Annotated in this window: 20 protein-coding genes; 12 read left to right on the forward strand and 8 right to left on the reverse strand. The window is 38.6% G+C overall.

What is annotated here, in order from left to right; all coding sequences use genetic code 11:
• Window positions 1-35 precede the first annotated feature (35 nt).
• The 3 genes from yidD to rpmH are packed head-to-tail and all read right to left on the reverse strand — an operon-like array spanning window position 36 to window position 812.
• Entirely contained in the window at window positions 36-281 is a 246-nt protein-coding gene (gene yidD, locus F580_RS0116130; RefSeq protein ID WP_019028784.1) for a membrane protein insertion efficiency factor YidD, read from the reverse strand.
• A complete protein-coding gene (gene rnpA / locus F580_RS0116135) occupies window positions 248-634 on the reverse strand; it encodes a ribonuclease P protein component (RefSeq protein ID WP_019028785.1) in 387 nt (128 codons plus the stop codon). Before rnpA ends, yidD begins: the two co-directional genes overlap by 34 nt.
• Before the next feature lie 43 nt (window positions 635-677).
• A complete protein-coding gene (rpmH, locus tag F580_RS0116140; RefSeq protein ID WP_019028786.1) occupies window positions 678-812 on the reverse strand; it encodes a 50S ribosomal protein L34 in 135 nt (44 codons plus the stop codon).
• A gap of 444 nt (window positions 813-1,256) precedes the next feature.
• Here rpmH and dnaA point away from each other — a divergent pair, with 444 nt between their 5' ends.
• The 8 genes from dnaA (at window position 1,257) to F580_RS0116185 (ending at window position 11,433) form a co-directional block, all read left to right on the forward strand.
• Complete coding sequence (dnaA, locus tag F580_RS0116145; RefSeq protein WP_019028787.1) at window positions 1,257-2,642, forward strand: chromosomal replication initiator protein DnaA; 1,386 nt, start codon at window positions 1,257-1,259, stop codon at window positions 2,640-2,642.
• A 46-nt stretch (window positions 2,643-2,688) separates the two neighbouring features.
• Window positions 2,689-3,792 (forward strand): DNA polymerase III subunit beta, encoded by a 1,104-nt coding sequence (gene dnaN / locus F580_RS0116150; protein WP_019028788.1) that lies wholly within the window; start codon window positions 2,689-2,691, stop codon window positions 3,790-3,792.
• A 23-nt stretch (window positions 3,793-3,815) separates the two neighbouring features.
• Window positions 3,816-4,949: a DNA replication/repair protein RecF gene (gene recF, locus F580_RS0116155; protein WP_019028789.1), complete on the forward strand. Its 1,134-nt coding sequence runs from the start codon at window positions 3,816-3,818 to the stop codon at window positions 4,947-4,949.
• Window positions 4,950-4,958: 9 nt separating this feature from the next.
• Window positions 4,959-7,403 carry a DNA topoisomerase (ATP-hydrolyzing) subunit B gene (gene gyrB / locus F580_RS0116160; RefSeq protein ID WP_019028790.1) on the forward strand — a complete coding sequence of 815 codons (2,445 nt, stop codon included), beginning with the start codon at window positions 4,959-4,961 and terminating at the stop codon, window positions 7,401-7,403.
• 217 nt (window positions 7,404-7,620) lie between these two features.
• Entirely contained in the window at window positions 7,621-8,577 is a 957-nt protein-coding gene (glyQ, locus tag F580_RS0116165) for a glycine--tRNA ligase subunit alpha (protein WP_019028791.1), read from the forward strand.
• Window positions 8,577-10,643 carry a glycine--tRNA ligase subunit beta gene (gene glyS, locus F580_RS0116170; protein WP_019028792.1) on the forward strand — a complete coding sequence of 689 codons (2,067 nt, stop codon included), beginning with the start codon at window positions 8,577-8,579 and terminating at the stop codon, window positions 10,641-10,643. Before glyQ ends, glyS begins: the two co-directional genes overlap by 1 nt.
• A gap of 191 nt (window positions 10,644-10,834) precedes the next feature.
• Window positions 10,835-11,149, forward strand: a complete 315-nt coding sequence (locus tag F580_RS0116180; protein ID WP_019028793.1) for a TraR/DksA family transcriptional regulator — start codon at window positions 10,835-10,837, stop codon at window positions 11,147-11,149.
• A 32-nt stretch (window positions 11,150-11,181) separates the two neighbouring features.
• Window positions 11,182-11,433, forward strand: coding sequence for an HP1242/YdcH family protein (locus F580_RS0116185; RefSeq protein WP_019028794.1), 252 nt, complete (start codon window positions 11,182-11,184; stop codon window positions 11,431-11,433).
• A 306-nt stretch (window positions 11,434-11,739) separates the two neighbouring features.
• On the opposite strand, the gene lepB is transcribed toward F580_RS0116185, so the two are convergent.
• Together lepB and tusA are read right to left on the reverse strand one after the other, a co-directional pair.
• Window positions 11,740-12,432 (reverse strand): signal peptidase I, encoded by a 693-nt coding sequence (gene lepB / locus F580_RS0116190; protein WP_019028795.1) that lies wholly within the window; start codon window positions 12,430-12,432, stop codon window positions 11,740-11,742.
• 110 nt (window positions 12,433-12,542) lie between these two features.
• Complete coding sequence (gene tusA, locus F580_RS0116195; protein ID WP_019028796.1) at window positions 12,543-12,788, reverse strand: sulfurtransferase TusA; 246 nt, start codon at window positions 12,786-12,788, stop codon at window positions 12,543-12,545.
• Between the two features lie 442 nt (window positions 12,789-13,230).
• Between tusA and F580_RS0116200 the strand changes: the two genes are divergently transcribed.
• The 4 genes from F580_RS0116200 to F580_RS0116215 all read left to right on the forward strand — a co-directional run bounded on the left by F580_RS0116200 (window position 13,231) and on the right by F580_RS0116215 (window position 19,060).
• On the forward strand, window positions 13,231-15,162 hold the full coding sequence (locus F580_RS0116200) for a transglycosylase SLT domain-containing protein (RefSeq protein ID WP_026301489.1): 1,932 nt from the start codon (window positions 13,231-13,233) through the stop codon (window positions 15,160-15,162).
• A 151-nt stretch (window positions 15,163-15,313) separates the two neighbouring features.
• Entirely contained in the window at window positions 15,314-16,645 is a 1,332-nt protein-coding gene (gene pepQ / locus F580_RS0116205; protein WP_019028798.1) for a Xaa-Pro dipeptidase, read from the forward strand.
• 287 nt (window positions 16,646-16,932) lie between these two features.
• Window positions 16,933-17,550 (forward strand): YigZ family protein, encoded by a 618-nt coding sequence (locus F580_RS0116210; protein ID WP_019028799.1) that lies wholly within the window; start codon window positions 16,933-16,935, stop codon window positions 17,548-17,550.
• A 58-nt stretch (window positions 17,551-17,608) separates the two neighbouring features.
• On the forward strand, window positions 17,609-19,060 hold the full coding sequence (locus F580_RS0116215) for a TrkH family potassium uptake protein (RefSeq protein ID WP_019028800.1): 1,452 nt from the start codon (window positions 17,609-17,611) through the stop codon (window positions 19,058-19,060).
• 151 nt (window positions 19,061-19,211) lie between these two features.
• Here the strand turns inward: F580_RS0116215 and F580_RS0116220 are convergent, their stop codons facing one another.
• The 3 genes from F580_RS0116220 to rsmB all read right to left on the reverse strand — a co-directional run bounded on the left by F580_RS0116220 (window position 19,212) and on the right by rsmB (window position 25,051).
• On the reverse strand, window positions 19,212-22,151 hold the full coding sequence (locus tag F580_RS0116220; RefSeq protein WP_019028801.1) for a TolB family protein: 2,940 nt from the start codon (window positions 22,149-22,151) through the stop codon (window positions 19,212-19,214).
• A 170-nt stretch (window positions 22,152-22,321) separates the two neighbouring features.
• On the reverse strand, window positions 22,322-23,698 hold the full coding sequence (trkA, locus tag F580_RS0116225; protein WP_019028802.1) for a Trk system potassium transporter TrkA: 1,377 nt from the start codon (window positions 23,696-23,698) through the stop codon (window positions 22,322-22,324).
• Between the two features lie 30 nt (window positions 23,699-23,728).
• Complete coding sequence (gene rsmB / locus F580_RS0116230; RefSeq protein WP_019028803.1) at window positions 23,729-25,051, reverse strand: 16S rRNA (cytosine(967)-C(5))-methyltransferase RsmB; 1,323 nt, start codon at window positions 25,049-25,051, stop codon at window positions 23,729-23,731.
• Between the last annotated feature and the right edge of the window lies 1 nt (window position 25,052).

Genomic DNA, 25,052 nt, shown 5'->3' on the forward strand with positions numbered 1-25,052 from the left:
TTGATAACCAATACTCTTTTAGTCTAGGTTGGTTATTATTCTTTTTTTATTGGTGGTACCGGATCTTCACCGCCTTCATTGAGCGGATGACATCTTAATATACGTTTGCTTGCTAACCAACTACCTTTTATCACACCAAAGCGATTAATTGCTTCCGTAGCATAGGCTGAGCAGCTTGGATGAAATCGACAATTCGAACCTAGTAACGGGCTAATAAAGCGTTGATAGCCTTTTATACCGGTTATTACTAGTTTTTGTGGCGCTGAATTATTTTTCGCCATATCTTCTCTAATTCTTGATTTATCGTATTATTATCTAGTTGATCAATGCCAGACTTTACCATAACTACTATATCGATAGCAGGTAAATTATGTTGATTTAAGCGGAAGCTTTCTCTGACCTGCCTTTTTATGCGATTACGTTGCACAGCAAGTTTGACCCGTTTTTTAGCAATAGCTAATCCTAAACGGTTTTTGGCAACTGAATTATGTTTATCAGAGACGAGAGTATGAGGTTTTTGAGTTACTAATAAAGTAAAGTGACGAGAGCCAAATCGGATCGGTTTAGAAAAAACCGCTTGAAAATGACCGGGAGTCAACAAGCGTGACTCCCGATTAAATTTGTAAGTAGTCATAGTTTGACTACCTTATATCAAAAATTGTAAACAAGGTTTGATATTATGCGCTAAGGCTTGCACGGCCTTTGGCACGGCGACGCGCTATAACAGCACGGCCGTTTTTAGTTGCCATGCGAGCACGGAATCCGTGGTTACGCTTACGCTTTAGTATGCTAGGTTGAAATGTTCTTTTCATTACGCTAATCCGTCGGTTGTTGTTGCCCTGGCAAAACAGCCCTTTGAGCACACAGGTCTAAAAAATGAGGCCGAATATTAAAACTTATTAGAGCAATTGTCAATCACTTCTGTTAGCTATTTATGCAATGATCATTACTTTTATCTTCAAGGATCGTTGTGATCTTTGTTGGGATTATTAACGATATTCACAGTTTTATCACAAAGCTGTTTTCGTCTCTTAATAACTAATTATAATAAATGATAATTTAAAGGTAAAATAGCTGATAAATAGTAGAGTTTTTTTAGTTAAATTTTTAAGTGTTTATAACTATTTTACAGCAACTTAGCTTGGTATAGATAAAAAAATATTAGAATAGTTAAAAGTCAATATTGCACTTGTGGATAACTCAATAGATAATAGCCCCCAGAAAAAATATTAACCTAGTTACTACTGGAGTTTTGGTTGGAACATTCACCTTGGCAACGTTGCCTCTCTGTTCTACAAGAAGAATTGCCTGCTCAGCAATTTAGTATGTGGATCCGACCCTTACAATGCGTTATTAATGATAATGTTATGACGTTATATGCTCCTAACCGTTTTGTTCTTGATTGGGTTAGAGATAAATATGTTAATCGCATTAACGAATTATTGACCATTAACGAAGCAAATCATTCATTACTTTTGCGTTTTGACGTTGGCAGTAAACCGGTTATTAATAATACCGCTAGTAATAACTCAGTACCGAGACACACTAGTAGTCACGCCAATATTTTTGCTAAATCAATTCCAGCACCAAAAATTGCAGAGCCTGAAAGTAATATTCCAAAAAAAGCCAATATCAGACTCAATTATACCTTTGATAATTTTGTTGAGGGTAAGTCTAACCAACTTGCTCGAGCTGCTGCCTCGCAAGTAGCGGATAATCCAGGTACTGCTTACAATCCTTTATTTATTTATGGTGGCACCGGCTTAGGAAAAACGCATTTATTGCATGCCGTTGGTAATGGTATATTACGTAAAAACCCCAATGCTAAAATTGCTTATATGCATTCTGAGCGCTTTGTCCAAGATATGGTTAGAGCACTGCAAAATAATGCCATGGAAAAGTTTAAGCAATACTACCGCAGTGTTGATGCCCTGCTTATTGATGATATTCAATTTTTCGCGGGTAAAGAACGTACCCAGGAAGAGTTTTTTCACACCTTTAACGCTCTTCTTGAAGGTAATCAGCAAGTTATTTTAACCAGTGATCGCTATCCTAAAGAAATTAATGGTGTTGATGACAGACTTAAATCACGTTTTGGTTGGGGTTTAACGTTAGCAATAGAACCGCCAGAACTAGAAACTCGTGTTGCTATATTAAAGCGCAAAGCTCAAGAAAGTCAGATTAACTTAGCCGATGAAGTTGCTTTTTTTATTGCTAAAAGACTTCGTTCTAATGTTCGAGAGCTAGAAGGTGCTTTAAACCGTGTTATTGCCAATGCTAATTTTACTGGCCGTGCCATTACTATCGATTTCGTCCGTGAAGCATTACGTGACTTATTAGCACTACAAGATAAATTAGTGACTATCGATAATATCCAGCGCACCGTTGCTGAATATTATAAAATTAAAATTGCGGATCTGTTATCAAAACGACGAAATCGCTCTGTTGCTCGACCTAGACAAATAGCCATGGCATTATCTAAGGAATTAACTAATCATAGTTTACCTGAAATAGGGGATGCATTTGGTGGTCGTGATCATACAACTGTCTTACATGCTTGTCGTAAAGTTAAATCATTACGTGAAGAAATGCATGATATTAAAGAAGATTATTCAAATTTAATCAGAACCCTTTCTTCTTAATTTTAAAAATAGAAATAAAAATAAAAGCACATAAGCAGGTATTAAAATGAAGTTTTCAGTGAACAGGGAATTATTACTTAAACCATTATTGTTGGTTTCGGGTGCAGTAGAACGTAAGAGCACCTTGCCCATTCTGAGTAATATACTTTTTGATGTTAGTGGTCGCTCACTTACCTTAACAGCTACTGATTTAGAACTTGAAATGGTTGCTTATGCTGAAGTTGATAATCAAGGTGAAGACGGAAAAATTACTATTCCAGCGCGAAAACTTTTAGATATTTGTAAAAGTTTACCTGATAATTCTTTAATTTCATTTGAAGTTAAAGATGAAACTATTAAGTTATCTTCTGGACGTAGCCGGTACTCACTTTCAACCTTACCCGCGGTCGATTTTCCAAATATCGAAGAATGGCAAGGGGACGTTGAGTTTCAATTATTAAAATCTGAATTCTTACGCTTAATTGAGAGTACACATTTTTCAATGGCTAACCAAGATGTTAGGTATTACTTAAATGGGATGTCTATTGAATGTGAAGGCAACGAAATTCGGTCTGTTGCTACTGATGGGCATCGACTCGCGATTTGTAAAATATCAAACGAATCTTTAGCACTGCCGGCAAGGCAGGTTATTGTTCCACGTAAAGGCATATTAGAAATTATTCGTCTGCTTGCCCCTGTTGACGAATCAGTAAAAATATTTTTAGGTTCTAATCATATTCGTATTATTGATAGTGAATTTTCTTTTACCAGTAAATTGGTCGATGGTCGTTTTCCAGATTACCGACGTGTATTACCTAGAAACGGTGATAAGGTTTTCGAAACTAACAAGGATGCACTTCGTCAGGTTTTATCACGTGCTTCAATCTTATCGAATGAAAAATTTAAAGGCGTGCGTTTAAATTTCTCAGAGACCAATTTAAAAATCACCGCCAATAACCCTGAACAAGAACAAGCCGAAGAAGAAATTGAAATTCATTTTCCTTACGGTGAATTAGAAATAGGCTTTAACGTAAGTTACGTGCTAGATGTATTAAGTGCTATTAAAGACGAGAATGTGAAGTTTACTTTAGCGGATGCAAACAGTAGCGTAGTTATAGAGGGTAGTAACAATGGCGAAGCGCTTTATGTTGTTATGCCTATGCGTTTGTAGTTAACAAGTATGTTTTTTAACTGATGAGTGTTGCCAGGCTTACTACGTATAATTTTAGAAACTTATCTTCGGTTACTATTGATTTACACCCTAATCTTAATTTTTTTGTTGGTGATAACGGTAGTGGCAAAAGTAGTTTACTTGAAGCTATATTTTTTTTAGGTCATGGTAAGTCATTTCGTACTAGTAAGGTAGAGTACCTTGCTAGTTATGATACTGATAACTTTGTTGTTAGTATTAAAGATGTAAATGATTTACAGCTAGGATTAAGTAAAAATTTAACTACGGGTGTCACACTCATTAAAATTAATGGTGAGCGGCATGCGCGTTTATCTGAACTAGCCAAAAATATAGCCGTTCAGATAGTCACACCAGAAAGTTTTAAACTTTTTTTTGGCGGGCCAAAAGAACGCCGTCGTTTTATCGAATTAGGTATGTTTCACGTGAAACATGATTCGTCTAAGCAATGGCGTGAATTTAATAGAGTATTAAAACAACGCAATGCTTGTATACGAAATAAGTTAGATAAATCGACTTTTACTTATTGGACTGAACTCTTTTGTCAGCTATCGGAACAGGTTGCTGAAATAAGATCTCAATACATCACTAGCTTAATTAAAGAACTACCTACTTGGTTAAATATATTATTACCGAGTATTGCAAAGCAAGTTACAGTGCAATATATTCAGGGTTGGCCGCAAAAGAAAACCTTGATAGATGCGTTAAGTGATGCTCATGAAAGAGAGCAAGCCTTTGGTTACAGTATTTATGGTGCTCATAAATTTGATACAAAATTTCTTATTGCTAAGCAACCATTGGAAAGTCAGCTTTCAAGAGGACAACAGAAGTTGTTTTTACTGGCATTAACATTTGCACAAGCAAAGCTAATTGCAAGAGTTAATCGAGTAAAACCAATTTTACTTATTGATGATATAGGCGCAGAATTAGACTCTAATTCTAGACAGTCTTTGTCAAAAGCAATAAGTAATTTAGATTGCCAAGTTGTAATTACGGCAATAGAGGAAAATGTATTACAACCCTTTATTAGTGACTCTTTAGTTACTAATAAAGAAAGTAGTGAGAAATTAAAATATCATATGTTTCACGTGAAACATGGTGGTATCTTACCTGTGAATAATTCAGTAATGATTGAGTAGGCTAAAACTATGACAGTAGAAAATGAATATAGCTCGGCGAGTATCAAGGTACTAAAAGGACTTGATGCCGTACGAAAAAGACCTGGTATGTATATAGGTGACACGGATGATGGCACTGGTTTACATCATATGGTTTTCGAAGTTTTAGATAACTCAATCGATGAAGCATTAGCAGGGCATTGTAAGGAAATTGTAGTAAAAATTCACTTAGATGGCTCGGTATCAGTAAAAGATGATGGTCGTGGTATTCCCACTGAAATTCATCCTGAAGAAGGCATATCTGCTGCTGAAGTTATTATGACTGTTTTACATGCCGGTGGTAAGTTCGGTGGTGAAGACTCTGGTTATAAAGTTTCCGGTGGTCTTCATGGTGTAGGTATCTCAGTAGTAAATGCTTTAAGTGAAAAGCTAAAGCTGAATATTCGCCGTGATGGTAAATTGTTTGAACAGTTTTATCATATAGGTGTAGCGGAAGCGCCAATTGCCGAAGTTGGTGTCAGTGATCAGACGGGTACTGAAGTACGCTTCTGGCCAAGTACCAATACCTTTACCAATGTTTTATTTCATTACGATATATTAGTTAAACGTATTCGTGAATTATCGTTTTTAAATTCAGGTATTTCAATACACCTAATTGATGAACGTGAAGAAGGTAAAGAAGAACATTTTTGTTATGAAGGTGGTATTCAAGCTTTTGTTGATTATTTGAATACTAATAAAACAGCGGTTAATGAAGAGATATTTTATTTCGATTTAGAACGTGATGACGGTATTATTGTTGAAGTTGCTATGCAGTGGAACGATGGTTTCCAAGAAAGCATTCACTGTTTTACTAATAACATTCCACAGCGTGATGGCGGTGCGCATTTAAGTGGTTTTAGAACCGCGCTGACCCGAACGCTGAATACTTATATGAATAGAGAAGGTCTGAATAAGACCAAAAAAGGTGGCAGTACCGAAACTAGTGCTACCGGTGATGATGCCCGTGAAGGTTTAACTGCGGTCATATCTGTTAAAGTTCCTGATCCTAAGTTCTCATCACAAACAAAAGATAAACTTGTTTCATCTGAAGTAAAAACGGCTGTAGAACAAGCTATGGGTGAAAAATTAGGTGAATACCTATTAGAGAACCCTTCTATTGCACGCACCATCATTATGAAGATAGTTGATGCTGCTCGAGCTCGTGAAGCTGCTCGAAAAGCACGTGAAATGACACGTCGTAAAGGTGCTTTAGATATTGCGGGTTTACCAGGTAAGTTGGCCGATTGCCAAGAAAAAGATCCGGCCTTATCCGAAATTTATATTGTGGAAGGGGACTCTGCTGGTGGTTCAGCCAAGCAGGGACGAAATCGTAAAAACCAAGCGATTTTACCATTAAAAGGTAAAATCCTTAACGTAGAAAAAGCGCGTTTTGATAAAATGATTTCTTCGCAGGAAGTAGGTACCTTAATTACAGCACTTGGTTGTGGTATAGGTCGCGATGAATATGATCCAGAAAAATTACGTTATCACAGCATTATCATCATGACCGATGCCGATGTCGATGGCTCGCACATCCGTACTTTATTACTGACATTCTTCTTTCGTCAAATGCCAGAAATTATGGAACGTGGCCATATCTTTATTGCACAGCCACCGCTTTATAAAGTGAAAAAAGGTAAGCAAGAGCGTTATATTAAAGATGATGAGGGTTTGACAGAGTACTTAACAACACTAGCACTTGATAGTGCTTCAATTCATGTTAATGAAGATGCTCCAGGTATATCGGGTGTTGCCTTAGAGACACTAGTAAATCAATATCGCAATACTATGGATATAATTAAGCGTCTTTCTAGACAGATCCCTGCGGATATTTTAGAAAAAATGATTTATAGCAGCACTATCACTGCTGAAGAATTCAATGATGAAAGTAAAGTACAGGCATGGACCAAAGATCTACTTACTCAACTAGAAAATCAAGATAATAACGGCTCAATTTATCAAGCTGAAGTAAAGCATAACCAAGAGCGTAATATCTATTACCCTAACTTTATTGTTAGACAACATGGTATAGATAAAGAATACCATTGCAGTTATGAGTTTTTACAGTCAAAAGAGTTTGCCGCCATCATTTCTTTAAACACAGCAATCAATGGCTTAATGGAAGAAGGGGCATATGTTAAACGTGGAGATAAAGTTAAGTCAGTAGAAGCTTTTGATGAAGCCTTAACCTGGTTGATGGCAGAGTCAAAACGTGGTCAATACATACAGCGTTATAAAGGGCTAGGGGAGATGAACCCTGAGCAGCTTTGGGAAACTACTATGGATCCTGACACTCGACGTATGTTACAGGTAACAATCGAAGATGCCATTGCGGCTGATCAACTGTTTACCACCTTGATGGGCGATCATGTAGAGCCACGCAGAAAATTTATAGAAGATAATGCCTTAAGGGTATCAAACTTAGATGTATAGATATTATTAAAGCTTAAATAAGATGCCCGGTCTTCATGTCCGGGCATTTTTGTAGGTTAAATACTCTAAAAAAGTTATAATCGTCAGATGTAAAAAACGCCAAATAATTCCCAGTAACTATTATTTGCTCAATTATACCAAAGGGATTCATTCTCGCTAAGTGACCAATAAATTAATCCCTTTAGTATTAACTAAGACAAAAGTGAATTAGAACACCATGACAACTTTCAATAGTAAAACTTTTCAAGGCTTAATTTTGCAATTGCAAGATTACTGGTCACGTCAAGGTTGTGTATTAGTCCAGCCTCTTGATATAGAAGTTGGGGCAGGTACCTTCCATCCAATGACTTTTTTACGCTCGATTGGCCCTGAGCCAATCAGCAGCGCCTATGTACAACCTTGCCGTCGTCCAACGGATGGTCGTTATGGTGAAAACCCAAATCGATTACAGCATTACTATCAGTTTCAAGTGATGTTAAAACCATCACCTAAGAATATTCAGGAGCTTTACCTCAACTCGTTAAAAGAGTTGGGAGTAGACCCTTTAATACATGATATTCGCTTTGTTGAAGATAACTGGGAATCGCCTACATTAGGTGCTTGGGGCTTAGGTTGGGAAATTTGGCTTAACGGCATGGAGATCTCTCAATTTACTTACTTCCAACAAGTCGGTGGCTTAGAGTGTACACCCGTTACCGGTGAAATTACTTACGGACTAGAACGTTTAGCTATGTACATTCAAAATGTTGATAGCATATATGATCTTGTCTGGACAGATGGTCCACTAGGGACTATTTATTACCGCGATATATTCCATCAAAATGAAGTAGAGCAATCAACTTATAACTTTGAGCATGCGGACGTTGATGCTTTGTTCAAGCAGTTTGATCAGTGTGAGAAAGACAGCCAAAAACTGATTGAAGCCAATTTACCATTACCAGCTTATGAGCAGGTAATGAAAGCCTCACATGCCTTTAACTTACTTGATGCTCGTCATGCAATATCTGTGACCGAACGTCAGCGTTATATCCTGCGGGTACGTACGTTATCGAAAGCAGTTGCACAAGCTTACTATCAAAAGCGTGAAGAGCTTGGCTTCCCATTATGTAAAAATAATGAACGTAAAAATAGTGAAGCCAGTGCTAACAAAGCAACAACGAAAGGAGAAAAATAATGACTACTGAAACACTCCTTATTGAGCTTGGCACAGAAGAGTTACCACCAAAATCATTAAAAACATTAGCGATAGCTTTTCATGACAACATTAAAAAACAACTTGATAGCCATGATTTAACCTATAGCGATATTAAATGGTTTGCTACTCCGCGCCGTTTAGCTGTACAAGTTTTTGATTTAGTTGATAAACAACAAGATAAAACCATAGAGAAGCGTGGCCCTGCAGTTAATGTTGCTTTTGATGAAGCGGGTAATGCTAGCAGAGCAGCACAAGGTTGGGCCAAATCTAACGGTATAGAGGTTGAGCAAGCGGAGCGCCTGGTAACAGACAAAGGCGAGTGGTTACTTCACCGAGCGACGGTTTCGGGTAAGAAGGTTACTGAATTAGTGCCAGCCATGGTAACTACGGCATTGAATAAGTTACCCATTGCTAAGCCAATGCGTTGGGGTTCAGAGCGCATTCAGTTTATTCGTCCTGTTCACACACTAACTATGCTGTTTGGTAGTGAAATCATTGCAGGAGAAGCCCTTGGTGTCACTTCTAGCAACCAAGTGCAAGGTCATCGCTTTCACCATGAAGGCTTAGTGACCATTAATCACGCTAATGATTATCAAGCCGAATTAGCCAAAGCTTACGTAGAAGTCGATTTTAACGAAAGACAAAGAAAAATTGTTGCCCAAATCAAAAAAATTGCCAATGACATAAATGCTGTAGCGCTAATTGATGATGAATTACTGAACGAAGTCACCGCATTAGTTGAATGGCCTGTTACCTTGGTGGGAACATTTGATAAAAACTTCCTAAATGTTCCGGCTGAGCCGTTAATATACTCGATGAAAGATCATCAGAAGTATTTCCCGGTAACGGATAAAAAAGGTCAATTGGTTAATAAATTTATTTTTGTTGCCAATATTGAATCTAAAGAGCCTGATACTGTGGTTTTTGGTAATGAAAAAGTGATTCGTCCACGTTTAGCGGATGCTGAGTTTTTCTTTAAAACAGACAAAAAACAGAGCTTGGAATCAAGACTAACCAGTCTTGAATCAGTACTGTTTCAAAAGCAGCTCGGTACTATGAAAGATAAGTCTGAGCGAATCGCTGAATTGTCTCAGTTCATCGCAGAGCAATTGAATGAAAATTCTAAAGATGCTTACCGTGCTGGTTTGCTAAGTAAAACCGACTTGATGACAGAAATGGTACTAGAGTTCCCACAAGTGCAAGGCACTATGGGTAAGTACTATGCATTGCATGATGGTGAAAATGAAAATATTGCCCAAGCACTGGAAGATCAATATCGTCCACGTTTTGCTGGTGATACCTTACCTGAGGCTAATATTGGCTGTGCGGTAGCCATCAGTGACAAGATTGATACCTTAGTAGGAATCTTTGGTATTAATCAAGCCCCTAAGGGCGATAAAGACCCCTTTGCGCTACGAAGAGCCGCCATTGGTAGTATTCGTATCATAATAGAAAAACATCTCGATTTAGACCTTGCAGTTCTAATTAACAAAAGTATCGAGTTATTTGGCGATAAATTGGTTAATGAAAATACTGCCAGCGATGTACTCGACTTTATTATGGGTCGCTTCCGTGCTTTCTATCAAGAGCAGGGTATTAGTGTTGATGTTATCCAAGCGGTATTGGCTAAAAAGCCAAGTTCGCCACTTGATTTTGAAAAGCGCATTAAAGCGGTAACCTTCTTTGGTGAATTGCCTGAAGCGGCAACACTTGCAGCAGCAAATAAACGTGTTGGTAATATCTTGGCTAAATTTGATGGTGAGCTTTATCAAACATTCAAGCAAGATTTAGCGTCAGAACAAGCAGAACGTGATTTAGCCGATATTTACCTAGCGATAAAATTGAAGGTTACTCCGTTAATGGCTGAAAAAAATTATCAAGCAGCACTGAGTGAATTAGCACAACTTAAAGCACCAATAGATACTTTCTTTGATAATGTTATGGTGATGAGTGATGATGAAGCAGTGAAAATAAATCGCTTAACTTTACTCAATGAAATTAGAAATAGTTTCTTTGCTATCGCTGATATATCAGTTTTACAGTAAATCCAAAGAAAACTTAAAATAACAAGGTCATGGCAACATGGCCTTTTTTTATGCCTGTAATTTTATTTTATTTTATTTTATTTTATTTTATTTTATTTTGATTGGTATGGTAATTTGAGCTAGATCAATAACAAGAATACAAACAGGCGTAAGGTGAATGTAAGGATTAATACCTACCAATAGGAGCGGTTATGAAAAAAAAAGAAATAACGATATTGTTGGAAAATAAATTAACCCAGCTAACAAAGCGTATTGCCGCGATAGAAGCAGATTTTCATAAAGGCAGAACTCAGAATTTTGCAGAACAAGCAACTGAAACCGAAAATGATGGTGTACTTAATGAAATTCATCATGAAGCAAAAAAAGAATTAACTTCAGTAAAATCAGCATTACAACGATTAGCAGAAGGGTTATATGGACATTGTGCAGACTGTGATAATGCCATTAACCCAGATAGATTATCTGCATTACCTTATACCACCAAGTGTATTGATTGTGCGCTATAAAACGGATATAACAATAACCATTGGAGAACAGAATGACTTTAGAAAAACATGACTTACACCACGAATTTCCAGATTTAACAGATGAAATACATCATTTAAAAATGAATGATAAGCACTTTACTCGACTATTTAATGAGTATCATGAAGTTGATCATGAAGTTAACCGCATAGAGCAGGGTGTTGAAAACACCAGTGATGATTATTTAGACGGCAGAAAGAAGCAGCGACTTAAACTAAAAGATGCTCTATTCACTATGCTGAAAAAAGTAAAAATACCAGCATAGTTTTATACTAGAAAATCGTGTTTTAAAATCCCCAATACCTATACCCAAGCTACTTGAAGCGGCGTGTTTCAGGACTCTTGAGCGGTTCAGGATCAAGGAGGCAACGAAGAGCATGATTTGCTCAGGCGTCCCCGCAGGGCTGGTTTAAAAACGCTTTATACTGCGTAATTGATTTCGACAAGGGAACAACCATTATCTTCAATCAATACCTTGCCTAAATACGTTTTTAATTCCAGCTGAAACCTGCATCTTCATGTAGTTTGGGTATATACAGGTTTGGGGGGTTATTATTTCTGAATATTGATATTACATGCCATAAATATCTTTAAAGAAGCGGTCAGATCGTGGCAGGTAATAATTATCATAATCAACAGAAAATGCGATGGCAGTGGCTTTACCACGTAGCTCATGGTGGGGAACAAACCCGTAAACACGTGAGTCAGCACTATGGCGTCTATTATCACCGAGCACTAAATAATGGCCCGCAGGTACGGTTACCGCAGCAAAATTACTGAGTCGATTACTTGCTGTGGTATCTATTTTTATTGGGTGTTTGATCATACCTAAGGTTTCTAATGCGGTAGTCATTTCAGCCGAACTCTGTTGGTAGGGACTATTGGCTAAATTTTTGTAGGAGAGCGGTCGACCGTTAATTACAATAACTTCATTATTCATAGCGATAACATCACCAGGTAAGCCAACAACACGTTTGATTAATCTAAGATCTGCGGCTTTTGATTCAAATACTACTATTTCACCACGTTGCGGGGTATCAATAGAAAACAGTGTTACATCGGTAAAGGGCAGACGTAAATCATAGGCTATTTTATTAACGACAATACGATCGCCTTTTTGAATAGTGGGTTGCATTGAGCCCGTAGGCACTGTGTACCAATCGGCCACAGCACTTCGAAATACAGACATTAACAAGATAAAAATAAGAAATTGTTTATTACTTCGTAAAAGACTAAGGGGTCTATTATTACTATATTTGCTCATAAGGCATTGCTCCTTGAGTTTAGCGGTCAAGGGTGAGGCAATAAAAAAAAGAGAAAGTTCCGTGTAGAAATACTTACTTACAACTTGATATAAAAAACAAAGCGTACTTCTTAAGTTTTTTTAATAACATATAAAAAAGGTAAAGTTTCTGTTTGTTTAGCGAGTAGTTCATGTTCCATAAAGCGACAAAAACTAGGAATATCTCTCGCGGTAGAAGGGTCATCACATTTTATTAATAACGTTTCACCGCTGGCAATCTTTCTAATATTAAGTCGTACCATCATTACCGGTTCTGGACAACGCAAGCCGATAGCATCGAGGGTATGATCCGTTTGTTGAAAAATAGTTAGAGGCATAAAACATACATTATTAAAATGAGTAAAAGAGAATTATACCTTATTCACTCACTTTGACATAAAAATAAAGTAAGTACGACTTTGAAAAAAATAGCTTCGGCTATACTCAAGATACCTTAATTATTTAAGACTATACCAGTCACCATTCAAGATGCATGTTTCAGAGTGCTTGAGCAATTTCAATTCAAGGCGCTGTGATGAAATAATGGTTGTTCCCTTATAAATCACAGCAACGATGAAGTGATGTTGCTCAAACGCTTCTTCGATGGGTTTAAAATAACTTTATACAGCGTTAAATAATCAAACCATAGAATGACTATGCTTAAATTATTCTCCTTGCCTAAAGTCATTTTAATTCCCACTGAAATCCTGCACTTTGATTGGTAACGGGTATATATGATTGTTTTCAGCAGAATTTTAAATGCCGACTCCCGAGGTGCCAGTGAAAAATATACTTAAGATTTTATTGTATTCAGTTTGCAGTTTGGCATCGCTAAATATGTCGCAAGCCAGTGAAAATTTGAAAATAAAGACAGATATAGGCCAGCAAAATATATTTTTAAAGGCCGAGAGATTACTAGCACAGAGTTATTCTCAACAGTACAAAAGTCTGTATAACCAATTATATTATTATCCATTACAACCCTATTTAGATCAACGGCGCCTAATAGAGACCATACAGTTATCATCGGCAGGAGAGATATCTACATTTTTAGCTAAGTACCGAAACTCGCCATTAGATTGGCCGCTGAGAAAACCATGGTTAAAATATTTAGCCAAAAAAAATAAAGGGACTCTCTTTCTCGAGTTTTATAAAGCGACTAGCAACACCGTGTTAATTTGCCAAAATCTGACGTTTTCATTAATGGCCGGAATACCGCAAAGTGAGGTGTTACCTCAAGTGACAAAACTATGGTTAGTGGGTAAATCGTTAGATAAAGCCTGCGATCCGATAATTAACCAGTGGCAACAAGCGGGCTATAGAACCGATAAACTTGTATGGCAACGTATTGCTTTGGCGGCAGATGGCGGTAAACACACTTTAATTCCTTATTTAACCAAGCTACTGCCTAAAGAACAGCAGTATTTGGGGAAGTTATGGCATCAAGTAAGGCGAGATCCTGCCGTAGTAGTAAGGTTGAAAAAGTTTATTAATAAATCAGTCAAGGAAAGTCAGATTTATAGCTACGGCATTAAACGCTTGATATGGCGCGACCCTAATAGAGCTTTGGCGAGTTATAAAAATGCGCAGAAAACGTTCACCTTTACTGTCGAGCAAACTAAAAAGATAACTGAAAAATTTGCTATCGCTTTAGCCAGTAAAAACCACCCACAAGCAAGAACTTGGCTAAATAAGCTAGATCTAGAAAATGTGGATAGCAGTATTTTGCAATGGCAATTGGCCGAAGCACTAAAGCAGCAAAACTGGCAACTGGTACTTAGAGAGTTGGCGAACATGCCCGTAGAATATAAAACACAGCTACAATGGCAATATTGGTATGCAAGGGCGCTTATTGCTACTAATGAGTTGGAACAAGGTCAATATGTAATGAATGAGTTAGCTAATAAACGTCATTACTATGGTTTTCTTGCGGCAAGTTATTTAGAAAGACCGGTTAGTTTGCAAGATTCGCCATTAACGGTGACTACTCAGGAAAAATATAGCATCTTGTTGCATCCATCAGCAAAAAGAGCTTTTGAATTCTACTACTTAGGGCGTTATGTCGAAGCCCGTAGGGAATGGCGTTATTGGCTTTCAATGTTAAGCAAGAGGGAAAAGCTAGTTGCCGCTAAGCTTGCTAATGAAAATGGTTGGTTTGACCGCGCTATTTTTACCTTAGCGCAAGTCGGTTATTTAGATGATGTTGAGTTAAGATTCCCAAAAGCCTTTGATAAAAAAATAAATCGACATGCACAAAAGCAGTCAATAAACCCCGCGTGGGCTTTTGCTATTGCCAGACGTGAAAGTTCATTTATGACAGATGCTCGCTCATCGGTTGGAGCAAAAGGCTTAATGCAATTGATGCCTAATACCGCTAAACAATTAACGCGAGGAAGTGTCAGCCGGCAATACCTTTACAATGCCGAGAATAACATCCAGTTAGGCACTAAATATTTGCGCAAGTTACTTGATAAAAGTAAGGGTAATCAGGTTATTGCAACGGCTTCATATAATGCTGGCCCCTATAGAGTAAAACGTTGGCTAAAAAACAATAGCACAATGCCTGCAGATATTTGGATTGAAACCATCCCGTTTAAAGAAACACGAAACTACGTAAAAAGTGTTTTAGCTTACCAAGAAATATACCAACATAAACCCGGGCAGGTTAGTCAGGTTTTTGAGCAAGTCCTTAATATGAATATAGGCGATTAACTAAAGTACTGCTGCTACCACGACCTTGCAAAGTTTTATGCACAGAAATAGTTACGGTAATAAAGGCGTTTCTTTTGTCAATGGTCCAGTTTCTTAGGGATATGTTATCATTAGCTAAATTTTTTATGGTCGTCTTTCGGAGACAGAATATATGACAACACTAAATGCTAAGTTGGCTAGCCACTATCCAGCCCATATTGCCCAATTACAGCAGGTGACTAAAACAGCCCTTGCTCGTGAAAACTTAGAAGGTTTAGTTATTCATTCTGGACAAGAAATTAAGGCATTTCTTGATGACAACAGTTATCCGTTTAAAGTTAACCCGCACTTTAAATATTGGTTACCATTAATTGATATCCCCAATTCATGGTTAGTGGTGAATGGCGAAGATAAACCGACGTTAATCTATTATCAGCCGGTTGATTTCTGGCATAAAATTACTCCGCTAGCTGAAAGCTATTGGGGTGAGTTTTTTAATATTAAGATTTTAACTAAAGCCAGTGATGTTGATAAGTTATTACCTTATGATAAAAAAGGTTTTGCTTATATTGGTAGCCATATTGAAGTGGCTAAAGCATTAGGTTTTGAGTCGATTAATCCAGAGCCTTTACTTAATTACGTTCATTACCATCGCGGTTATAAAAGTAAATATGAGCACGAATGTCTGCGCCAATCTAATGTTTTAGCGGTTAGAGCGCACCAAGCAGCTCGCAATGCTTTTTTACAGGGTGATAGTGAATATGATATTCAACAGGCTTACCTTAAGTCTATTGGCTATGGTACGAATGACACGCCATACGGTAATATTGTAGCCTTGAATAAAAATTGCTCAATTTTGCACTATATGACCTTGGATAAAGTGACGCCACCAGTACATCAGTCATTTCTAATTGATGCTGGAGCCAATTTCAACGGCTACTCTGCCGATATCACTCGAACCTACTCTTATAAAAATGATAAGTTTGCCGAACTGATTGCTCGTATGGATAAACTAATGCTTAATGCCGTAGCTGGATTAAAACCAGGGGTAAGTTATGTAGATCTTCATATTGAAACGCATAGAGCGATTGGCCAAGTATTACGTGATTTTAACTTTATTAACGTTGACGCAGATACTGCGGTGGAATCAGGCATTATTTCGACTTTCTTCCCACATGGTTTAGGTCATCATTTAGGTTTACAGGTTCATGATGTTGGCGGCTTTATGGCTGATGAGCGTGGTACGCACGTAAATACGCCTGCCGCACATCCATTTTTACGAACTTCTCGCACGATTGAAGCAAATCAGGTCTTTACCATTGAGCCGGGTCTGTATTTTATTGATTCATTATTAGCGGATTTAAAAGCGTCAAAAAATAGCGATCAAGTTAATTGGCAAAATGTTGATGAAATGCGCTGTTTTGGTGGTATTCGTATTGAAGACAATATTATTGTGCATCAGTCCCATAATGAAAATATGACTAGAGACCTAGGCTTAAATTAATAAGCCAGGAAAATACCAAGTCAAGTAAGTTTGTTCCCACTCAGAGGTTGTCAGCGGTTTGAGAACAAATAGAATTTCTTTACGTATAGTCACTCTATATTAAGGAAATTCTGAGCAGTTATCTAATTGCTGACAAACTCCCGAAGGGCGAGTTAAAAAGGCTTATATGCAGCGTTATTGATTTTGACAATAGAATAACTATTCTTTTCATTCAATGCCTTGCCTCTAAGCCGTTTAATTATCGCTGAATGTGAATAAAATTATTTGAATCGGTATTAATATTTATAGTGACTAAATCCTTTGCTATCGCGGTAAATAAGGTCAAAGATGAAAGCATTATTAACCGTAGTCGTTTTATCTGCTATTTACGCCCTTGTGACAGCATAGCTGAGGCAAAGCTGATGTTAAAAGAGCTACAGCTGCTTCATCCACAAGCGAGTCATCATTGTCATGCTTTTTTAACTAAATCGGCTGATGATAGCCAAGGTTATGGTTTTTCTGATGATGGCGAGCCAACAGGAACAGCTGGCAAACCTATGCTCTTGGCACTGCAAGGCGGTGGTATCGGGCAAGTCTGTGCCATTGTTGTACGTTATTTTGGCGGTACAAAACTAGGCACAGGTGGTTTACAAAGAGCATACGGTGGCAGTGTTCGCCAAGCTTTAAGTTTTTTGCAGTCAAAAATTAAAATAGCTATGGTGCACAAAACCTTAGCGTGTCAATATAGCCAGGTAGATGATGTTTTGCATTTACTTCGGCAAGTTGAAGGTCAAGTAATCACTCAAGACTATCAACAAACGGTCATCTTTACGCTTGCTATCCCGACTGAAAAGTTGCTATTAATGCAAGATAAGTTACACACTTTGTCATCAGGACAATTACAATTATACAAAATGGATCAATAAGTTAGTCATATTGGTCTTAACCACTCTCGAATAATAAACCGAACAAGAAAAATAAAACGTGCAATATAAAAATATTATCCGAATCCTAGGCATGTTGGTTGCGTTACTGAGTGTCACCATGTTACCGCCTGCATTAATATCATTAATCTACCGTGATGGTGGTGGTTTACCTTTTATTTTGGCTTTCCTTTGGTGCATATGCACCGGTTTCTTAGCCTGGTATCCTAATCGTTATGAGAAAACTGACCTTAAAGCGCGGGAAGGCTTTTTAATTGTCGTGCTCTTCTGGTTAGTATTAGCTAGCTTTTCTGCTATTCCCTTAATGCTCTTAGATCAGCCAAACCTGTCGACTACCGATGCTTTTTTTGAGTCGTTTTCGGGATTAACGACCACTGGCGCAACTATCTTAAATCATATTGATGGTTTGCCTCATGCGGTCTTATGGTATCGCCAACAGTTGCAGTGGCTAGGCGGTATGGGGATCATTGTGTTAGCCGTTGCCGTATTACCAATGTTAGGTATTGGTGGTATGCAGCTGTATCGAGCTGAAACACCAGGCCCAGTGAAAGACTCAAAAATGACGCCTCGTATTGCTGATACCGCCAAGCATTTATGGTATATCTATTTAGGTTTAACTATCGCCTGTGCGTTAGCTTACTGGCTAGCGGGTATGTCGGGTTTTGATGCCATTTGTCATGCCTTCTCAACGATTGCTATCGGCGGCTTTTCTACCCATGATGCCAGTATGGGCTATTTCAATAGTCCTGCGATTAATTTAGTTTGTGTTGTTTTTCTACTTATTGCCGGGGTTAACTTCGCCTTACATTATGCGGCGGTACAAAGTAAGTCACTTAAAAGTTACTTCTTTGACCCAGAATTCAAAGTGTTTATGGGTATCCAAGTTGTGCTGATCTTAATTGTTTTTACTGTGTTGATCAGTACAGGTACTTATCAAGACGCCGACCATGCACTCGACCAAGCACTCTTTCAATCGGTCTCAATTAGTACCACTGCGGGCTTTACCACTACTTCATTTGCCGATTGGCCAACTTTATTACCAATGTTACTTATTTTTTCTAGTTTCATTGGTGGTTGTGCCGGTAGTACCGGTGGTGGCATGAAAGTAGTACGCGTGCTGTTACTCTATTTACAAGGTCTTAGAGAGTTGAATAAATTGGTGCATCCAAGGGCTATTTTCAGCATTAAATTAGGGAGAAAAGTATTACCTGATCGCGTTGTGGAAGCCGTGTGGGGATTTTTCTCAGCTTACGCCGCTGTGTTCGTTATTTGTATGTTGTTACTACTCGCTTCGGGCATGGATAATGTTACAGCATTCACTGCTGTTGCCGCTTGTATCAATAACCTAGGTCCAGGACTTGGGGAGGTGGCCGCTAATTTCTCTTCGATTAATGATATGAGTAAATGGGTATTAATTATGGCAATGCTATTTGGTCGATTAGAGATATTTACCTTACTGGTGTTATTTACTCCAACCTTCTGGCGCACATAAATTTTCACCTCGATAAACTATCCTGCTGGTATATACCCATTACCAATCAAAGTGCTGAAACATGCATATTGATTGGTAAAGGGTATATGCGCATTCAGAGTGCGCATATACTAGCTAACTCTGAATGTGCAAACATCAATGCATTAGCGAACTACCACTTATAGCTTAAGGCAATCCAACCTTGGGTATCAGAGTTATCATTTTCTGGATTGACTTGTGCGACGCCGTAATTAATCGCTAAGTTAGTCAAGCCAGTAAAACCAAAGTCATTAGTTAAAGAGCCTTTCACACCATAACTATCAATAATGGCTTGCTCCTGCATTTCATGGCGTGTATAAAATATTTCAATAAGCCCTAGTGGTATATAGGCTTGATAAGCTTGATAGTCATTGCCTACTTGACGATAAAACGCCAATTCAGGAGCCAACTGTTTATTTAAGTGGGCTTTTTCTTGAATTAATGTTGAAGCGTAGCCTCCTAAGCTGAGTATATCGCCAGCACCTTCAGATCGTTGTGCCCATAAGTAATTAAACCCTAAGCCAAAGCCATATAAATTAGCACTGACATTAACCAGACCATTACTACCACTATAGCTGCCATCGTTACCATTAATCTCTGCCCGATCATCTTGAGCCGTGATGAGCTGGGCATTTATAGCTTGTGATATGCCCCAACTCTGTTGCTCATGAGACCAGCTTTGTTCAACACCGAGTGAAAATGATTGGCTAGAAAAACTAATGTCTTGGCTGTTCTCAAACTGAGAAGCCTGTACTTGAGCAAATACATCGACCGCAAACGTTTCTATGCTATAGGGGTAGCGAGCTTCAAAAAACAGCCCTTTTTCGGTTGTTTTTCCTAATGGTAACGCTTCACTATCTTGTCTATCGGTCTTTAAATTCAATAGGTAAGTGTGAGCAAGTAATTTAACCGGCCAGCCTTGCCAACGAATTGCTGCAGAAGCCCCTGAAATAATATTATCGAAGACATCTTGGCTAGCATTTACTTGCCAATCAAAACGAGAAAGTACATCGCCAGACTTATAACCAACTTCAAGCATGCTACTACTGGCCGAATAATAGCTTTCAGCAATTGTTATAGTGCCTTGTTGCGGACCTATGCCATAGGGTGATTGCTCGCCAATGCTTTCATCGATGGCGATACTCGCCTCGGCTAGCTTTAAACTATCAGCTAAATCAATAGTCATTGCCGAGCTTGTGGTGGTGTTGGTGATTGTTTGCATATTTGCCTTGCTCAAATCAAGCAGGTAAACATCGGGACCTTGAGCATTTATTGCTAAATGTAGTAATTTATTATCGCCGTTAATCATAGGCCAAGTAATGACTTGCTCTCCAGAGGTAAGCGCAGATAATTTTTTATTGGAAAAGTCATATTGATATAAACGAGTAGCGTCATCTAAACCGGCAACAAAATATAAGGATTGACCGTCTTTAGACCACTCAGGGAATGACAGAAATTGATAGTCTACAGGTAGGGGGATAATTTGTTCTTGTTTGCTATCAAGCTGACGAACTTTCAATTGCCACTTATTATTTAAACTCGAGCTAACATAGGCAAAGCTCTTCGAGGGATAACCATCAATGGTCGGGCGAAGTCGAGGAAAGTCGTAGACTTGTTCATAGCTCGGTGCTGTTAACTCAGTGATAACATCACCTAAAGTCGCAGCAACTAGACTTACTTTCACTAATTGTGAATAACCGACACGACTTCGTTCGGCAATGATGTATTGACCGTCACTACTGATATCAAAGCGGCGGATGTTGGCGCTTGTGGTGAGTTGCTTAACGGTATTGCTAGGTAAATGCCAAGAAAATATATCTTGATGGTAGCTATTTTTACTCGCTAAGCTACTAGCACCATAAATAAGGGTGTCATTATCAAGCCAGCGTGGATTTTTAATACCCCGGCCGTTTCTTTGATCTAAAGTAAAGGCTATTTCTCGCTTAAATACACTGGGGGTTTTATCAATAATATCTTGAGGGTCATCCGCTAATAACTCTGCAGCGCGTTTGGCAAACTCTTCAGCTTTTTTACTATTATCACTGGTTTTATAGATACGTAATTTAGTGGTGTTTTTCCCATCTTTTCTTTGGCTTTCAACGATAGCGAGGTAATCACCTTGTGGACTTAAACTGGGGTCACCAACATAACCTGATAAGTCTAACCATAACGTTGAGCTGTTATCCTGGTTACTTTGTGCACTTAATTGAGATTCATGTTTCATGGCTTTATAGGTATATTCAGCAATAAAACGTTGATATAGATTTTTAGCGGTGTCGGGAAATACGCCGCTAAAAGCCTCTTCAAAATCACGTTGTTCAACGCCAGACCAACGCGTCCATACTGCATCGAGGGTATCAATACCATAGTTTTCTTCTAGCCACTTCAAGTAGCGAGCACCAACTAAGTAAGCCATAGCGCCAGACATGAAGCTATCATCACCAGCATTTAATTGTTTATAATTAGGTAGCGCGCCTTGGCGAGCAAACTTTTGGATTATCGCTTCAACTTGATTGTTAAATAAGCGACCTCGGCCGGTGAGTTTAGACTCGAGCAACGTTGCATAACCTTCACTAACCCAGCGTTGTTCATTAATTTGTGATGCATCAAAAAGATCATACCAATTAGCGACATTATTACGCCATTTGCTACGACTTTTCTGCGCCAAATGCACTAGATGCACATATTCATGCAGTACCAATAATTGTTGCCAGCTAGATGAATTAGCGATAATACTATCTGACTGTGGCGGTGTGGCAAAAAAAGCCATATAAGGGCGATGACTTAATGGCAAAGCAAAACCATTGGCGGCATTGTAGGGATCAATGATGTAAGCATCGACTTTTTCTGTTAAAACGCGGCCTTGTTGTTCTTTAATTAATTGACGAACTACTTCCATTTCTCTGGCGCTTGATAACGCCCATTGGCGATACTCTGGAGTAAAATGCACGCGAAAATTTTCTGTTTCAAACGTTTGCCAGTTTTGCGCGCTATCAACGAGTTCAGCTTGGCTGCTAAACGTAATGCTGCTTAAAGCTAGTGATATGGCGGTGAGTATTTTGGAAGCTTTCATAAAAATCCTTGTAAATTCAGGGCTTAGATTGATGTATTTCTATAGGATGGGAGCAATCTCATGAGTTGCTCTAAATGTTACTAAAGTGTATCAGCAGAGTATTACAGCTAATTGGCCTAAGGATAAGCGATTAGCTGTAAGTATTTATTTCAATAAAAAAGGAGGAGGGGTTAGAAGTAAATGGCACTCACTTGGAAAAGTTTTTCAATATCACCAATGTAGCGTTTGTTCACTAAAAACAAGATAACATGATCTTCTTCATAAATAAGTGTGTTCGAGTGGGCAATCAATACTTCACTACCGCGGACAATGGCGCCGATAGTGGCACCGGGAGGTAGTTTAATGTTTTTTATCGCACGGCCAACCACTTTAGAAGATTTTTCATCACCTTTAGCAACAATTTCAATAGCTTCAGCCGCGCCGCCACGTAAGCTATAAACATTATCGATAGCGCCACGTCGGACATGGGTTAGTAAAGCCGAGATGGTCGCTTGTTGTGGTGAAATGGCAATATCAATAGTACTGCCATGGACTAAATCTATGTAAGCATCACGCTGGATAAGCACCATGGTTTTACGAACACCGAGTTTTTTAGCGAGTAATGAAGACATAATATTAGCTTCATCATCATTAGTAACGGCAATAAAAACATCAAATTGGTCAATATTTTCTTCCATAAGTAATTCTTGATCGGAAGAGTCACCAGTGAAAACTAAAGTATCATTGAGTTCAGACGTTAATAGCTCGGCACGCTTTTGTGAGCGCTCGATGAGTTTTACTTGATGATTTTTTTCTAGAATACGCGCTAAACCAGCGCCAATGTTACCGCCACCGGCAATCATAATACGTTTATAAGCGGGCTCTAGCTTTTGCAATTCATTCATTACCGCGCGAATATGAATACTGGCGGCAATAAAAAACACTTCATCATCGGCTTCTATGACGGTAGTGCCAAGCGGTCTAATAGGTTTACCGTTGCGATAAATTGCCGCTACTCGAGTATCGACATTAGGGATATGATCTCTTAACGCTGATAGCGCATGACCAACCAGTAAACCACCATAGTAAGCTTTTACCGCAACTAGACTTACTTTTCCATCCGCAAATTCTAATACTTGCAGTGCGCCCGGGTAATCAATTAGGCGGGCGATATCTCGGGTCACCAGTTGTTCAGGGGCAATAACATGGTCAACAGGAATATCATTTTTATGGAAAAGTTGCTCAGCATATTTTAATATTTCATTCGAGCGGATACGGGCAATTTTTTTCGGGGTGTTAAACAATGAAGAGCATATTTGGCAGGTGATCATGTTGGTAGCATCGTCACTGGTAACAGCAATAACCATGTCTGCATCTTCAGCGCCGGCACTTTTTAACACATCAGGGTGGCAACCTTGACCAGTAACGACTTGTAAATCCATCTTATCTTGCAATTCACGTAGTTTTTCACCATCTATGTCTACGACCGAAATGTCGTTGTTTTCACCAACAAGGTTTTCAGCTAACGTACCGCCAACTTGTCCTGCACCCACTATGATTATTTTCATGTGTTACGTTTCTGCTTTTTGTTATTTATATTATTTGAGTTTTAACAGTTTGGCGTAATAAAAGCCGTCCATGTTTTCAGCATCAGGTAATAACTGCCAACCGATTGCCTTGTCATCAGTATCAAGGTTGTTAGGTGTTATGGCAATTAATTGTGCATCTTGGTTTTCTTCAATAAAACGAGAAATTTGCTGATAGTTCTCTTCAGGCAAAACACTACAGGTTGCATAAAGTAAAGTACCACCTGGCTTGAGTAATGACCAAATATTGTCAAGAATCTTTTGCTGTAATATCACTAGCTTATCAATATCGTCGGCTTTACGTAACCACTTTATATCGGGGTGGCGGCGAATAACGCCAGTGCCAGAGCAGGGGGCATCTAATAATATACGGTCAAACTGCTCGCCAGACCACCAGTCTTGGCTGGCAGCATCGGCAGTTATGACTTCAGCGGTTAAGTTTAAACGCGTTAAGTTCTCATGCACACGAGTCAGACGAGCTTCCTCAATATCGATTGCTGTCATTGAAGCTATATCAGGTGTTTTCTCAAGGATGTGACATGTTTTACCGCCTGGTGCAGCACAACAATCTAACACTACATCATTTGGCTGACAATCTAATAAACGAGCTGCTTGTTGAGCTGCAGCATCTTGTACTGAAATCCAACCTTGATCAAAGCCCGGTAATTTAGCAACATCAAGTGGTTTAGCAAGTGCAATGGCTTGAGAGTGAGGTTCAATATTAGCAATTTCAATTCCAGCCTCATTGAGTAAAACTTGATATTGCGCACTAGTGTAGTGTTGTTGATTGACTCGTAGCCACATTGGTGGTCGTTGTTGGTTAGCATTGAGGATAGCTTGCCATTGTTCCGGGTAGCCTTGCTGTACTTTTTTGATAAACCAACCTGGGTGGTTGTACTTGATTGGCTCAGGTAAATTTTTATCTGTTTTATTTTCTAGTTTACTTTCAGCCTCTAGCGTACGGAGAAAACCTCTAAGCACAGCATTCACTAATCCTTTCATATGATCATTTTTTAACGTTTTTGTTGCTGCTACCGTTTCACTCACCGCGGCGTGGTCAGGTATACGCATATATCTTATTTGATAAACCCCCACTAAAAGTAAAAAGTGAAAAACTCTCTGCTTACCCTTTATCGGCTTTTGTACTAATTGACTCACATCGTTTTCTAATTCAGGCAAGTAGCGCAATACGCCAAAGCAAATTTCTTGCAGTAAGCCTTTATCTTTACCGATCAATTTATCCTGTTGTTTAGGCAATTCATCACTTAAGCTGCGCCCTTGATCGATAACGGCGTAACAACACTTTGCTGCAAGAGCTCTAATATTAATTGTCATT

It is taken from the genome of Colwellia piezophila ATCC BAA-637 (assembly GCF_000378625.1).
GTDB lineage: Bacteria > Pseudomonadota > Gammaproteobacteria > Enterobacterales > Alteromonadaceae > Colwellia > Colwellia piezophila.